Source organism: Enterobacter sp. NFIX58 (genome assembly GCF_900110475.1).
Taxonomy (GTDB): Bacteria; Pseudomonadota; Gammaproteobacteria; order Enterobacterales; family Enterobacteriaceae; genus Enterobacter; species Enterobacter quasiroggenkampii.
The window spans coordinates 320981-335509 of record NZ_FODW01000003.1; the positions used below are offsets into that span (position 1 = coordinate 320981).

Consider the following 14529-nt stretch of genomic DNA (forward strand, 5'->3'; position numbering starts at 1 on the left):
AGCGGTAAACGCGCCAGGTCGCAACGTTGACTTATCTGCTTGTGCAAAAGAAAAGGGCCGGAATCCGGCCCTTTTTTGCATCAGGAGACATTACTCGTCAGCGTCATCCGCTACGTCATCGTCGGTGTCGGCTTCCGGCGCGATATCCTCATCGCCTTCCGCGACGCTACCATCGATGGAGTCGAGCTCTTCGTCATCCACCGGCTCAGCAACGCGCTGCAGACCCACCACGTTTTCATCTTCCGCTGTACGGATGAGGATCACGCCCTGGGTGTTACGACCCACCACGCTGATCTCAGACACGCGGGTACGCACCAGCGTACCGGCATCGGTGATCATCATGATCTGGTCCGCATCGTCCACCTGCACCGCGCCGACAACGGAACCGTTGCGCTCGGTCACCTTGATGGAGATTACGCCCTGCGTGCCGCGAGACTTGGTCGGGTATTCCCCTTCCGCCGTACGTTTACCGTAACCATTCTGCGTCACGGTCAGGATAGCCCCTTCACCGCGCGGAATAATCAGAGAAACAACGCTGTCTTCGCCTGCCAGCTTGATACCACGCACGCCCGTCGCGGTACGGCCCATTGCACGAACGGCGTCTTCTTTGAAGCGCACCACTTTACCGGCCGCAGAGAAGAGCATCACTTCATCGGAACCGGAGGTCAGATCCACGCCAATCAGCTCGTCGCCTTCGTTCAGGTTCACGGCGATAATACCGGCAGAACGCGGACGGCTGAATTCGGTTAGCGCGGTTTTCTTCACGGTACCGCTGGCGGTCGCCATAAAGACGTTCACGCCCTCTTCGTACTCGCGTACCGGCAGGATAGCGGTGATACGTTCGTTCGCTTCCAGCGGCAGCAGGTTAACGATTGGACGACCACGCGCGCCACGGCTTGCTTCCGGCAGCTGATAGACTTTCATCCAGTACAGACGACCGCGGCTGGAGAAGCAGAGGATCGTGTCATGGGTGTTCGCCACCAGCAGGCGGTCAATGAAGTCTTCTTCTTTAATACGTGCTGCAGACTTGCCTTTACCGCCACGACGCTGTGCTTCGTAATCAGTTAACGGCTGATACTTCACGTAGCCCTGGTGAGACAGGGTCACAACAACGTCTTCCTGGTTGATCAGGTCTTCGATGTTGATGTCCGCGCTGTTGGCGGTGATTTCGGTGCGGCGCTCGTCGCCGAACTGATCGCGGACCAGCTCCAGCTCTTCACGGATCACTTCCATCAGGCGCTCTGCGCTGCCCAGAATATGAAGCAGCTCAGCAATCTGTTCCAGCAGCTCTTTGTATTCGTCGAGCAGTTTTTCATGCTCAAGGCCGGTCAGTTTCTGCAGACGCAGATCCAGAATCGCCTGGGCCTGCTGTTCCGTCAGGTAGTACTGACCGTCACGCACGCCGAACTCAGGTTCCAGCCACTCAGGACGCGCTGCGTCATCACCCGCACGTTCCAGCATCGCGGCAACGTTGCCCAGATCCCACGGACGGGAAATCAGCGCAGTTTTCGCTTCCGCCGGGGTTGGTGCACGACGGATCAGTTCGATGATCGGGTCGATGTTGGCCAGCGCAACCGCCAGCGCTTCAAGGATGTGCGCACGGTCGCGCGCTTTGCGCAGTTCGAAGATAGTACGACGGGTCACCACTTCACGGCGGTGACGGACGAACGCGCTCAGGATCTCTTTCAGGTTCATGATCTTCGGCTGACCATGGTGCAGTGCAACCATGTTGATACCGAAGGAGACCTGAAGCTGCGTCTGGGAGTACAGGTTGTTCAGGACAACCTCACCCACCGCGTCGCGTTTGATCTCAATCACGATGCGCATGCCGTCTTTGTCAGACTCGTCACGCAGCGCGCTGATGCCTTCAACACGTTTTTCTTTTACCAGCTCGGCGATCTTTTCAATCAGACGCGCTTTGTTCACCTGATACGGGATCTCGTGAACAATGATGGTTTCACGGCCGGTTTTAGCGTCCGCTTCCACTTCGGCGCGGGCACGGATGTAGATCTTGCCGCGGCCGGTACGGTACGCTTCTTCAATACCGCGACGACCGTTGATGATCGCCGCCGTCGGGAAATCCGGACCCGGGATGTGTGCCATCAGCCCTTCAATGCTGATGTCTTCATCGTCGATATAGGCCAGACAGCCGTTAATCACCTCAGTGATATTGTGCGGCGGAATGTTGGTTGCCATACCGACCGCGATGCCGGACGAACCGTTCACTAACAGGTTCGGGATCTTGGTGGGCATCACATCTGGGATGCGCTCGGTGCCGTCGTAGTTATCGACGAAATCAACGGTCTCTTTTTCCAGGTCGGCCATCAGCTCATGAGCGATTTTCGACATACGGATTTCCGTATAACGCATCGCTGCAGCGGAGTCGCCGTCGACTGAACCAAAGTTACCCTGGCCATCTACCAGCATGTAGCGCAAGGAGAATGGCTGCGCCATACGAACGATGGTGTCATAAACGGCGGTATCACCATGCGGGTGATATTTACCGATGACGTCACCGACGACGCGGGCAGATTTTTTATAGGCTTTATTCCAGTCATTGCCCAATACGTTCATGGCGTATAGTACGCGACGGTGTACCGGCTTCAGGCCATCGCGGACGTCCGGCAGCGCACGGCCAACAATGACCGACATCGCATAGTCCAGATAGGAGCTCTTCAGCTCTTCCTCGATGTTAACCGGTGTAATTTCTCTCGCAAGGTCGCTCATCTAACCGCTATCCCTCTACTGTATCCCGGATTCAAAGGTCGCAAATTATAACACAGCCGAGGTGATTGAGGTAAACCTATACGCTTTATTCACAGGGATTGCCTGATATACTCATTCGTCTTGCTAAATAAGGAGTAAAAGCGCCCATGAATGCCGAAAAATCCCCGGTGGCTCACAATGTTGACCACGAAGAGATTGCCAAATTTGAAGCGGTGGCGTCCCGCTGGTGGGATCTCGAAGGTGAGTTCAAACCGCTGCACCGTATTAACCCGCTGCGTCTGGGCTATATTGCGGAGCGTTCCGGCGGTCTGTTCGGTAAAAAAGTGCTCGATGTCGGCTGCGGCGGCGGTATCCTGGCGGAAAGCATGGCGCGCGAAGGGGCGAACGTCACGGGCCTGGATATGGGTTTTGAACCGCTGCAGGTTGCCCGTCTTCACGCGCTGGAGTCTGGCATACAGGTAGACTACGTGCAGGAAACCGTGGAAGAACATGCGGCAAAACATGCCCATCAGTACGATGTGGTGACCTGCATGGAGATGCTGGAGCACGTTCCCGATCCGCAGTCCGTGGTGCACGCCTGTGCAAAACTGGTGAAACCGGGCGGCCAGGTCTTCTTCTCAACCCTCAACCGCAACGCTAAAGCCTGGCTGATGGCCGTCGTCGGCGCGGAGTATGTGCTGCGCATGGTGCCGAAAGGCACGCACGACGTGAAGAAATTCATCAAGCCGGCGGAGCTGTTAAGCTGGGTTGACCAGACGTGGCTTAAGGAGCAGCACATCACCGGCCTGCACTACAATCCGCTGACCAATAAATTCAAACTCGCACCGGGCGTTGATGTTAACTATATGTTGCACACAACCGCCAAAAACGACTAACGTCATTCGTTATTCTTATAAAGATTGCGCGACATCATGTTGCGCAATTCTGACCTCCCGTTGAAGAAATCAGCACTCGATCAAATTTTGAATTTTTTTTCTTAATTATTGACATGTCTTCCAGGCCTTACGGTACGAGGACTTAGCCTTTTTTACCCTTTCACAACCTCAATTTAACGTCAAAATCAACCCTTGTGCTGAAAAGATTCGATACTAGAATACTCACCATATAGCGTTTTTCTTATCGCAAACCCCCTATATGTAGTATTTATCCACAGAGTTAGTCACAAGACGGTTCTGTGGATAAGCGGGGGATATTTTTTATTTCACGGACAGGTAAAACCCACATGAATCAGAGTCTGCTGGTGACAAAGCGCGACGGTACTACCGAGCGTATCAATCTGGACAAAATCCATCGAGTTCTCGACTGGGCAGCAGAAGGACTGAACAACGTATCTATCTCCCAGGTTGAACTGCGTTCTCATATTCAGTTCTACGACGGCATCAAAACGTCTGATATCCACGAAACCATCATCAAAGCGGCGGCGGACCTGATCTCCCGCGAAGCACCGGATTATCAGTACCTGGCTGCACGTCTGGCGATTTTCCACCTGCGTAAAAAAGCCTACGGCCAGTTTGAGCCGCCGAAGCTTTACGATCACGTGGTGAAAATGGTTGAGCTGGGCAAATACGACACGCATCTGCTGGAAGACTATACGGAAGAAGAGTTCGAGCAGATGAACGGGTTTATCGATCACTGGCGCGACATGAACTTCTCCTACGCGGCGGTGAAGCAGCTCGAAGGCAAATACCTGGTTCAGAACCGTGTAACCGGTGAGATCTACGAAAGCGCCCAGTTCCTCTACATTCTGGTGGCCGCCTGTCTGTTCTCAAACTACCCACGTGATACCCGTCTGGATTACGTGAAGCGTTTCTACGATGCGGTATCGACGTTCAAGATTTCTCTGCCGACGCCAATCATGTCTGGCGTGCGCACCCCTACCCGCCAGTTCAGCTCCTGCGTGCTGATCGAGTGTGGTGACAGCCTGGATTCCATCAACGCCACCTCCAGCGCCATTGTGAAATACGTTTCCCAGCGCGCCGGTATCGGCATCAACGCCGGCCGCATTCGTGCGCTGGGCAGCCCGATTCGCGGCGGTGAAGCGTTCCACACCGGCTGTATCCCGTTCTATAAGCACTTCCAGACGGCAGTAAAATCCTGCTCTCAGGGCGGCGTGCGCGGCGGTGCTGCGACCCTGTTCTACCCAATGTGGCACCTGGAAGTGGAAAGCCTGCTGGTTCTGAAAAACAACCGTGGTGTCGAAGGCAACCGCGTGCGTCACATGGACTACGGCGTGCAGATCAACAAGCTGATGTACACCCGTCTGCTGAAGGGCGAAGACATTACCCTGTTCAGCCCGTCCGACGTCCCGGGCCTGTACGACGCGTTCTTCGCCGATCAGGACGAGTTCGAGCGTCTGTACACCAAATACGAAAAAGACGACAGCATCCGCAAGCAGCGCGTGAAGGCGGTCGATCTGTTCTCCCTGATGATGCAGGAACGTGCCTCTACCGGCCGTATCTACATCCAGAACGTTGACCACTGCAACACCCACAGCCCGTTCGATCCGGTCGTTGCGCCAGTGCGCCAGTCTAACCTGTGCCTGGAGATCGCCCTGCCGACCAAACCGCTGGAAGATGTGAACGACGAAAACGGTGAAATTGCACTGTGTACGCTGTCCGCATTCAACCTGGGCGCAATTAAGAGCCTGGACGAGCTGGAAGAGCTGGCCGTGCTGGCAGTTCGTGCCCTCGACGCTCTGCTGGACTACCAGGATTACCCAATCCCGGCAGCGAAACGCGGTGCGATGGGCCGTCGTACCCTGGGTATCGGCGTGATCAACTTCGCCTACTGGCTGGCGAAAAACGGCAAGCGTTACTCCGACGGCAGCGCTAACAACCTGACGCACCAGACGTTCGAAGCGATTCAGTACTACCTGATGAAAGCCTCTAACGAGCTGGCGAAAGAGCAAGGCGCGTGCCCGTGGTTCAACGAAACCACCTACGCGAAAGGCATTCTGCCGATCGACACCTACAAGAAAGACCTGGATGCGATTGTCAGCGAGCCGCTGCATCTCGACTGGGAAGGCCTGCGCGAGTCCATCAAAACGCACGGCCTGCGTAACTCCACGCTCTCTGCCCTGATGCCGTCTGAGACCTCTTCGCAGATCTCTAACGCCACCAACGGCATTGAGCCACCGCGCGGCCACGTCAGCATCAAAGCCTCGAAAGACGGCGTGCTGCGTCAGGTGGTGCCGGATTACGAGACGCTGGGTGACAACTACGAGCTGCTGTGGGAAATGCCAAACAACGACGGTTACCTGCAGCTGGTAGGGATCATGCAGAAGTTTATCGACCAGTCGATCTCTGCCAATACCAACTATGACCCGACGCGCTTCCCGTCAGGCAAGGTTCCGATGCAGCAACTGCTGAAAGACCTGCTCACCGCCTACAAATTTGGCGTGAAAACGCTGTACTATCACAACACCCGTGATGGTGCGGAAGACGCGCAGGACGACCTGGTTCCGTCAATTCAGGACGATGGCTGCGAAAGCGGCGCATGTAAGATCTAAGCACTTCGCCGGGTGGCGCTACGCTTACCCGGCCTACGGTTTTGTAGGCCCGGCAAACGCAGTGCCGCCGGGCAATAAAATCTCAACAGGACTCACCGCAATGGCATATACCACCTTTTCACAGACGAAAAACGACCAGCTCAAAGAGCCGATGTTCTTCGGCCAGCCGGTCAACGTGGCACGCTACGATCAGCAAAAATATGACATCTTCGAAAAGCTGATTGAAAAGCAACTCTCCTTCTTCTGGCGTCCGGAAGAAGTGGACGTCTCCCGCGACCGTATTGACTACCAGTCTCTGCCGGATCACGAAAAACATATCTTCATCAGCAACCTGAAGTACCAGACGCTGCTGGACTCCATTCAGGGCCGTAGCCCGAACGTGGCGCTGCTGCCGCTGATCTCGATTCCAGAGCTGGAAACCTGGGTGGAAACCTGGGCGTTCTCCGAGACGATCCACTCCCGCTCTTATACCCACATTATCCGCAACATCGTGAACGATCCGGCGGTGGTGTTTGACGATATCGTCACCAACGAGCAGATCCAGAAGCGCGCGGAAGGCATTGCCCATTACTACGACGAGCTGATCGAGATGACCAGCTACTGGCACCTGCTGGGCGAAGGCACCCACCACGTGGATGGCAAAACCATCACCGTAAACCTGCGTGCGCTGAAAAAGCAGCTGTATCTGTGCCTGATGAGCGTTAACGCGCTGGAAGCGATCCGCTTCTACGTGAGCTTCGCCTGCTCCTTCGCCTTTGCCGAGCGCAAGCTGATGGAAGGCAACGCCAAGATCATCCGTCTGATTGCCCGTGATGAAGCCCTGCACCTGACCGGTACCCAGCACATGCTGAACCTGCTGCGCAGCGGCACGGACGATCCTGAGATGGCGGCAATCGCCGAAGAGTGCAAGCAGGAGTGCTACGACCTGTTCGTGCTGGCGGCCCAGCAGGAGAAAGAGTGGGCAGACTATCTGTTCCGTGACGGCTCCATGATTGGCCTGAACAAAGACATCCTGTGCCAGTACGTGGAGTACATCACCAACATCCGCATGCAGGCTGTCGGTCTCGACCTGCCGTTCCAGACGCGCTCTAACCCTATCCCGTGGATCAACACCTGGCTGGTGTCCGATAACGTGCAGGTCGCGCCGCAGGAAGTGGAAGTGAGTTCTTATCTGGTCGGTCAGATTGATTCTGAAGTCAACACCGACGACCTGAGCGATTTCCAGCTCTGATGACGCGCGTCACGCTGAGCCTTTCGGGTACAGAAGTGCTGTGCCAGGAAGAGCACCCTTCCCTGCTGGTGGCGCTTGAAGCGCATCAGGTGGAGGTCGAGTACCAGTGTCGTGAAGGCTATTGCGGCTCGTGCCGCTGCCGTCTGGTCGCCGGCCAGGTGGACTGGCTGACCGAACCGCTGGCCTTTATCAATGAAGGGGAAATTTTGCCCTGCTGCTGCCGGGCAAAAGGCGATATCGAGATCGAGATGTGAATGTGTCGGGTGGCGCTTTGCTTACCCGACCTACAAAACCGCAGTTCGTAGGCCGGGTAAGGCGCAGCCGCCACTCGGCAATTTCAGCGTTAATCCTTCAAAAAGCTCACCGCTTTATCCGGGAAATCCGTAAACAGTCCGTCCACGCCCGCCTGCTTATACAACACCTCATAAAGCTGATTCACATCCGTGGCATACGGCGGCAGCTGGTCTGCACGCACGGTGTACGGATGCACTTGCATCTTGCTGGCATGCGCCTCTTTCACCATCGCCGTCAGCTTCACGTGGCCCGGCGTTGAGCCTTCCGCCACCAGCATATGGTAATCAGGCCCAATGCCGTCGGCGTACTGCGCAATCTGCTTCATCGCGCCCGGCTTAAACATCCAGTCGTAGTTGTAGTTCACCCACGTCCCGTCCGGCTGCTTCTCCTGGGTTTCATTCCAGTCAGTGTAGGCAATCAGCTGCACCAGGTTGAGGTTCATGCCCATCTTCGGCTCCAGCTCGGTTTTGATGCGCTTCAGCTCGGCGGCATCAAAACACTGCAGGTAGACCTTGTCCTTCTTGCTGGTGTAGCCGTACTGTTTCAGCACCTCCAGCGTCTTCGCGGCAATGTCCTTCCCTTCCTGATGGTGGAACCACGGCGCTTTGATTTCCGGATAGATGCCGATGTTTTTACCGGTTGAGTGGTTCAGCCCCTGAACAAACTCAATCTCTTCCTGGAAGGTATGGATCCGGAAGTCAGATTTGCCCATCGGGAAACGTCCCAGATAGACCTGCACCTTCTTGCCGTTTTCAATCTCGAAGCCTTCGGTAAACTTCAGAGAGCGGATCTCCGCCAGCGTGAAGTCAATGGCGTAGAAGCGGCCATCTTTGCGGGCGCGGTCCGGGAAGCGCTCCGCCACGTCCGTCACGCGGTCAAGATAGTGATCGTGCAGGACGACCAGCTGGTCGTCCTTCGTCATCACCAGATCCTGCTCCAGGTAATCAGCACCCTGCGCATAGGCCATCGCTTTCGCCGGCAGCGTATGCTCCGGCAGATAGCCGCTCGCGCCGCGGTGGGCAATAACGATTTTATCCGCCGCCAGCGCGGACCCGGTCATCAGGCCCGCCAGCAGCAGGCCTGTCGCTAACTGAGTTAATTTCATCGCAAAGCTCCTTATTGACGACGTGCCAGCACTTCAGCGTGGTGACGTTTTTCCCCGATCATCACAACAATCAGCAGCAGTACCGCCAGCACGCTACCGCCGATCATCACCATAAAGCCGCCGTCCCAGCCGAAGAAGTCAACGGTGTAGCCCACAATGGCGCTCGCCGCGACCGAACCGCCGAGGTAGCCGAACAGGCCGGTAAAGCCCGCCGCCGTGCCCGCCGCTTTTTTCGGCGCCAGCTCCAGGGCATGCAGACCGATCAGCATCACCGGACCGTAAATCAGGAAGCCGATGACGATCATGCAGGCCATATCTACTGATGGGTTACCCGGCGGGTTGAGCCAGTACACCACGGTCGCGATGGTCACCAGCGTCATAAAGAACACGCCCGTCGCACCGCGGTTACCTTTAAACACTTTGTCCGACATCCAGCCGCAAAGCAGCGTGCCTGGGATCCCGGCGTATTCATACAGGAAGTACGCCCAGGAGGATTTATCCAGCGCGAAGTGCTTCACCTCTTTCAGGTAGGTTGGCGACCAGTCGAGGATGCCGTAGCGCAGCAGGTAAACGAACACGTTCGCGACCGCGATGTACCACAGCAGCTTGTTCGGCAGCACGTACTTCATGAAGATCTGTTTTGCGGTCAGCTCTTCTTCATGTTCCTTGCTGTAATCATCCGGATAGTCGTTTTTGTACTCTTCAATCGGCGGCAGACCGCAGGACTGCGGCGTATCGCGCATCAGGGCGAAGGCAATAATCGCCACCAGAATGGCGCCAAAGGCAGGCATGTAGAGCGCCGCGTGCCAGTCGTTGAACCAGGCCATCCCCAGCAGGAACAGCAGAGGCGGAATACCGCCGCCCACGTTATGGGCGCAGTTCCACACCGACACGATGCCACCGCGCTCTTTCTGCGACCACCAGTGCACCATGGTACGCCCGCACGGTGGCCACCCCATCCCCTGGAACCAGCCGCAGAGGAACAGCAGCACGAACATGATGGCAATGCTGGAGGTTGCCCACGGCACAAAGCCCATGAACAGCATGACCGCGGCCGCCAGGATCAGACCGGCGGGCAGGAACACGCGCGGATTCGAGCGATCCGACACGGAGCCCATGATGAATTTGGAAAAACCGTAGGCGATAGAGATCCCCGACAGCGCGAACCCCAGATCGCCGCGGGAAAAGCCCTGCTCCACCAGATACGGCATAGCGAGCGCGAAGTTTTTACGTACAAGGTAGTACGCCGCGTACCCGAAGAAGATCCCCAGGAAGATTTGCCAACGCAGACGGCGATAGAGCGGATCTATTTCTGCCTCTGGCAGACGCGCCCTGTGGGGCGCAGGTTTGAAGATACTGAGCATAACAGCCTCCGTGGCCTTGAAATGAGTGAGCAGGTGGCTCGCACCTGAATTCCAGAGGCGGGGATGTTAAGAAATCACGGTGATTGTTACTGTGAATCAACGCACAGATTGTTACAGAAATATGACAGAATGCGCAAAAAAGCGCATGAAATCACGTTTCACTTTCGAATTCCGCGCGTTTATGTTCGAAATCAAACAAACCACAAAATTAATATGGCTAAATGATAAAAAACGAACATAGAGGGTAAACAATGACCAGTCACGATCCTCGTTATAGTGATGTGATAATCATTGGTGGTGGCGCAACCGGCGCCGGGATCGCGCGCGATTGCGCCCTTCGCGGCTTAAGCGTCACGCTTCTGGAACGCCATGATATCGCCACGGGCGCAACCGGGCGTAACCACGGCCTGCTACACAGCGGCGCCCGGTATGCGGTCACCGACGCGGAATCCGCACGCGAATGTATTGCTGAAAACCAGATCCTCAAGCGTATCGCCCGACACTGCATTGAGCCGACCGACGGCCTCTTTATTACCCTTCCTGAAGATGACCTCGCCTTTCAGGACACCTTTATTACCGCCTGCAGCGCCGCGGGCATTCAGGCTGAAACCATGGATCCGGCGCTGGCGCGGCGGCTGGAACCGTCGGTTAACCCGGCGCTTATCGGCGCGGTGAAAGTCCCTGACGGCACCGTCGATCCGTTCCGCCTGACCGCAGCCAACATGCTGGACGCCCGGGAGCATGGCGCACATATCCTCACCGGGCACGAAGTGACCGGCCTTATCCGCGAAGGCCACCGCATCTGCGGCGTGCGGCTTTTTAATGCGCAATACAATGAACACAGCGAGCTGTATGCCACCGTGGTGGTCAACGCGGCGGGGATCTGGGGGCAGCGGATTGCGGAATACGCTGACCTGTCGGTGCGCATGTTCCCGGCGAAAGGCTCGCTGCTGATCCTCGACCACCGCATCAATAACCACGTGATCAACCGCTGCCGCAAACCGTCTGATGCCGATATCCTCGTGCCGGGAGATACCATTTCGTTAATCGGGACGACCTCAACCCACGTGGACTACAGCGAAATTGACTACAACCGCGTCACCGCTGAAGAGGTGGATATCCTGCTGCGCGAAGGGGAAAAACTGGCGCCGGTGATGGCGCAGACGCGCATTCTGCGCGCCTACGCGGGCGTGCGTCCGCTGGTCGCCAGCGACAACGATCCGAGCGGACGTAACGTCAGCCGGGGCATCGTGCTGCTCGATCACGCCGCGCGCGACGGCATGGACGGGTTTATCACCATCACCGGCGGCAAGCTGATGACCTATCGCCTGATGGCCGAGTGGGCAACCGATGCCGTCTGCCGCAAGCTGGGGAATACCAGGCCGTGCGTCACGGCAGAACAGCCGCTGCCGGGATCGCGGCAGTCCACCGAAAAAACGCTGCAAAAAATCATCTCTCTGCCCGCGCCGCTGCGCGGGTCCGCGGTGTACCGCCACGGCGACAGAACGCCACCGTGGCTCGGTGAAGGACGAGTAAGCCGCAGTCTCGTGTGCGAGTGCGAAGCCGTCACCGCCGGTGAGGTGCAGTACGCGGTGGAGAACCTGACGGTCACCAGCCTGCTCGATCTGCGCCGACGCACCCGTGTCGGAATGGGCACCTGCCAGGGCGAGCTGTGCGCCTGTCGCGCCGCCGGGCTGTTGCAGCGTTTTCACACCACCACCGCTACCCAGTCGCTCGATCAGCTCAGCGCGTTTTTAAACGAGCGCTGGAAAGGTATTCAGCCTGTCGCCTGGGGCGATGCCCTGCGTGAAAGTGAATTTACCCGCTGGGTCTACCAGGGGCTTTGCGGTCTTGAGAAGGAGCAACACGATGAAATTTGATACCGTGATTGTCGGCGGCGGGCTGGCGGGCCTGCTCTGCGGCATTAAGCTCACGAAGCAGGGGCTGCGCTGCGCGATTATCACCCGGGGGCAGAGCGCCCTGCACTTCTCGTCGGGCTCGCTGGATCTGGTGGACGAAGCGTACCGCGATAAGCTGCCACCCGAGCATCCGTATCACCTGATTGGCGCGCAGCATATTGACCGCTTTGCGCTGGAGACCGAAGCGCTGCTGGCAGACTGCGGCGCACGTCTGCAGGGCAGCGCCCGGCTCAATCACCAGCGCGTCACGCCGCTCGGCACCCTGCGTTCCGCGTGGCTCAGCCCGGAGGAGGTGCCCGTTGCCCCCATTCGCGCGGAACGCGTGCGGGTGGTAGGGATTAGCGGCTTTCTGGATTTCCAGCCCCATCTCGCGGCGGCGTCGCTCTGTCGCCAGGGCGTTAACGCCGAAACGGCAGAGATAGAGCTGCCTGAGCTTGATGTCCTGCGCGATAACCCGAGCGAGTTTCGCGCGGTGAATATCGCCCGTTTTCTGGATAACGAAGAGAAATGGCCGTTGCTGTATGACGCCCTCAGGCCGCTTAGCAACAACTGTGACGCCCTGCTGATGCCCGCCTGCTTCGGTTTACGCGACAACCGGCTCTGGCGCTGGCTCTCGGATCGTCTGCCCTGCTCGCTCGGCCTGCTGCCCACGCTGCCCCCGTCCGTGCCCGGCATCCGCCTGCACACCCAGCTCCAGCGCCAGTTTGTTGCCCAGGGCGGCGTGTGGATGGCGGGGGATGAGGTGAAGAAAATTACCCTGGTGGACGGCGCGGTAAGCGAAATCTGGACGCGAAACCACGAGGATATTCCGCTTCGCGCCCGCTATACGGTGCTGGCAAGCGGCAGTTTCTTCAGCAACGGGCTGCTGAGCAGCCGGGAAGGCATTCGGGAAGCCATTATGGGGCTGGATGTTCGCCAGCGAGCCTCCCGCGCGGACTGGTATCAGAGTGATTTCTTCTCGCCGCAGCCCTGGCAGCAGTTCGGCGTGATTGTCGATAACCACCTGCATCCGCAGCTTTCCGGTAAGCCCGTCAGTACTCTTTTTGCCATCGGTTCGCTGCTGGGCGGATACGATCCCATCGCCCAGGGATGCGGTGGCGGCGTCTGCGCCGTCACGGCGCTGTATGTGGCAGAGCAGATTAGCCAGCGCATGGAGGCTGAACAATGAACGACACCCGTTTTGAAAGCTGCATCAAATGCACGGTGTGTACCACCGTCTGCCCAGTCAGCGGCGTGAACCCACGCTATCCCGGGCCTAAACAGGCCGGGCCGGACGGCGAGCGCCTGCGCCTGAAGGACGGCAAGCTGTACGATGAAGCCCTGAAATACTGCATCAACTGCAAACGCTGCGAAGTCGCCTGCCCGTCGGATGTGAAAATCGGCGATATTATCCAGCGCGCCCGGGCGCGCTACAGTACGCAAAAGCCGTCGCTGCGGGACGCGATTCTGAGCCACACCGATCTGATGGGCAGCGTCTCTACGCCGTTTGCCCCGCTGGTGAATGCCGCGACCTCTCTCAAACCGGTGCGCCAGCTGCTGGATGCCACGCTGAAAATAGACCATCACCGCAGCCTGCCGAAATATTCTCACGGCACCTTCCGCCGCTGGTATAAATCCGTGGCGGCGGAGCAGGCGCAGTACGCCGAGCAGGTGGCCTTTTTCCACGGCTGCTATGTGAATTACAACCATCCGCAGCTGGGTAAAGATCTGCTGAAGGTGCTGAACGCCATGGGAACCGGCGTACAGCTGCTTAGCAAGGAGAAGTGCTGCGGCGTGCCGCTGATTGCTAACGGGTTTACCGATAAAGCGCGCAGGCAGGCTCAAAGCAATGTCACCTCCCTGCGTGAAGCCATCGTCGACAAGGGTATACCGGTGCTGGCGACCTCGTCCACCTGTACCTTCACCCTGCGCGATGAGTATCCGCATCTGCTGGACGTGGACAACACCGGCCTGCGCGAGCACATCGAGCTGGCAACGCGCTTCCTGTGGCGCAAGCTGGACAGCGGGCAGACGTTGCCGCTGGGGAAATTGCCGCTGAAAGTGGTCTATCACACGCCGTGTCATATGGAGAAGATGGGCTGGTCGCTCTATACGCTGGAGCTGCTGCGGTTAATCCCGGGGCTGGAGCTGACGGTGCTGGACTCGTGCTGCTGCGGGATTGCGGGAACCTACGGCTTTAAGCGTGAAAACTACGAAACGTCGCAGGCGATCGGCGCTCCGCTGTTCCGTCAGATTGAGGAGAGCGGCGCGGATATCGTGGTAACGGACTGCGAAACCTGCAAGTGGCAGATTGAGATGTCCACCAGCAAGCGCTGCGAGCATCCGATTACGCTGCTGGCAAAGGCGCTCGGCTAAACATGGCCGGGGCGAAAGGCCCCGGC

10 protein-coding genes are annotated in these 14529 nt (G+C 57.7%); 7 read left to right on the forward strand and 3 right to left on the reverse strand.

Going from position 1 to position 14529, the window contains the following annotated elements; genetic code table 11:
* Nucleotides 1-90: 90 nt before the first annotated feature.
* Entirely contained in the window at nucleotides 91-2727 is a 2637-nt protein-coding gene (gene gyrA / locus BMW97_RS14840) for a DNA topoisomerase (ATP-hydrolyzing) subunit A (protein ID WP_045908708.1), read from the reverse strand.
* A 146-nt stretch (nucleotides 2728-2873) separates the two neighbouring features.
* Here gyrA and ubiG point away from each other — a divergent pair, with 146 nt between their 5' ends.
* From ubiG to yfaE, 4 genes are all read left to right on the forward strand, one after another.
* Entirely contained in the window at nucleotides 2874-3602 is a 729-nt protein-coding gene (gene ubiG, locus BMW97_RS14845) for a bifunctional 2-polyprenyl-6-hydroxyphenol methylase/3-demethylubiquinol 3-O-methyltransferase UbiG (protein ID WP_045908709.1), read from the forward strand.
* Between the two features lie 347 nt (nucleotides 3603-3949).
* Complete coding sequence (gene nrdA / locus BMW97_RS14850) at nucleotides 3950-6235, forward strand: class 1a ribonucleoside-diphosphate reductase subunit alpha (RefSeq protein ID WP_045908710.1); 2286 nt, start codon at nucleotides 3950-3952, stop codon at nucleotides 6233-6235.
* Nucleotides 6236-6335: 100 nt separating this feature from the next.
* Nucleotides 6336-7466 (forward strand): class Ia ribonucleoside-diphosphate reductase subunit beta, encoded by a 1131-nt coding sequence (gene nrdB / locus BMW97_RS14855; protein ID WP_045908711.1) that lies wholly within the window; start codon nucleotides 6336-6338, stop codon nucleotides 7464-7466.
* On the forward strand, nucleotides 7466-7720 hold the full coding sequence (yfaE, locus tag BMW97_RS14860) for a class I ribonucleotide reductase maintenance protein YfaE (protein ID WP_025757202.1): 255 nt from the start codon (nucleotides 7466-7468) through the stop codon (nucleotides 7718-7720). The genes nrdB and yfaE overlap by 1 nt, the downstream gene beginning before the upstream one ends.
* An 89-nt stretch (nucleotides 7721-7809) precedes the next feature.
* On the opposite strand, the gene glpQ is transcribed toward yfaE, so the two are convergent.
* Nucleotides 7810-8865, reverse strand: coding sequence for a glycerophosphodiester phosphodiesterase (gene glpQ, locus BMW97_RS14865; protein WP_045908712.1), 1056 nt, complete (start codon nucleotides 8863-8865; stop codon nucleotides 7810-7812).
* A gap of 11 nt (nucleotides 8866-8876) precedes the next feature.
* On the reverse strand, nucleotides 8877-10229 hold the full coding sequence (gene glpT, locus BMW97_RS14870) for a glycerol-3-phosphate transporter (protein WP_045354273.1): 1353 nt from the start codon (nucleotides 10227-10229) through the stop codon (nucleotides 8877-8879).
* 251 nt (nucleotides 10230-10480) lie between these two features.
* Here glpT and glpA point away from each other — a divergent pair, with 251 nt between their 5' ends.
* The 3 genes from glpA to glpC are packed head-to-tail and all read left to right on the forward strand — an operon-like array spanning nucleotide 10481 to nucleotide 14503.
* Nucleotides 10481-12109 carry an anaerobic glycerol-3-phosphate dehydrogenase subunit A gene (gene glpA, locus BMW97_RS14875; RefSeq protein WP_090392971.1) on the forward strand — a complete coding sequence of 543 codons (1629 nt, stop codon included), beginning with the start codon at nucleotides 10481-10483 and terminating at the stop codon, nucleotides 12107-12109.
* Nucleotides 12099-13316: a glycerol-3-phosphate dehydrogenase subunit GlpB gene (gene glpB / locus BMW97_RS14880; RefSeq protein ID WP_045908714.1), complete on the forward strand. Its 1218-nt coding sequence runs from the start codon at nucleotides 12099-12101 to the stop codon at nucleotides 13314-13316. The genes glpA and glpB overlap by 11 nt, the downstream gene beginning before the upstream one ends.
* Nucleotides 13313-14503 carry an anaerobic glycerol-3-phosphate dehydrogenase subunit GlpC gene (gene glpC, locus BMW97_RS14885; RefSeq protein ID WP_045908715.1) on the forward strand — a complete coding sequence of 397 codons (1191 nt, stop codon included), beginning with the start codon at nucleotides 13313-13315 and terminating at the stop codon, nucleotides 14501-14503. The genes glpB and glpC overlap by 4 nt, the downstream gene beginning before the upstream one ends.
* Nucleotides 14504-14529: the final 26 nt, after the last annotated feature.

Coding starts and splice junctions, on each gene's coding strand:
- glpT (WP_045354273.1), bottom strand. CDS start 10,229: ATGCTCAGTATCTTCAAACCTGCGCCCCACAGGGCGCGTCTGCCAGAG.
- glpB (WP_045908714.1), top strand. CDS start 12,099: ATGAAATTTGATACCGTGATTGTCGGCGGCGGGCTGGCGGGCCTGCTC.
- glpQ (WP_045908712.1), bottom strand. CDS start 8,865: ATGAAATTAACTCAGTTAGCGACAGGCCTGCTGCTGGCGGGCCTGATG.
- glpA (WP_090392971.1), top strand. CDS start 10,481: ATGACCAGTCACGATCCTCGTTATAGTGATGTGATAATCATTGGTGGT.
- yfaE (WP_025757202.1), top strand. CDS start 7,466: ATGACGCGCGTCACGCTGAGCCTTTCGGGTACAGAAGTGCTGTGCCAG.
- ubiG (WP_045908709.1), top strand. CDS start 2,874: ATGAATGCCGAAAAATCCCCGGTGGCTCACAATGTTGACCACGAAGAG.
- nrdB (WP_045908711.1), top strand. CDS start 6,336: ATGGCATATACCACCTTTTCACAGACGAAAAACGACCAGCTCAAAGAG.
- nrdA (WP_045908710.1), top strand. CDS start 3,950: ATGAATCAGAGTCTGCTGGTGACAAAGCGCGACGGTACTACCGAGCGT.
- gyrA (WP_045908708.1), bottom strand. CDS start 2,727: ATGAGCGACCTTGCGAGAGAAATTACACCGGTTAACATCGAGGAAGAG.
- glpC (WP_045908715.1), top strand. CDS start 13,313: ATGAACGACACCCGTTTTGAAAGCTGCATCAAATGCACGGTGTGTACC.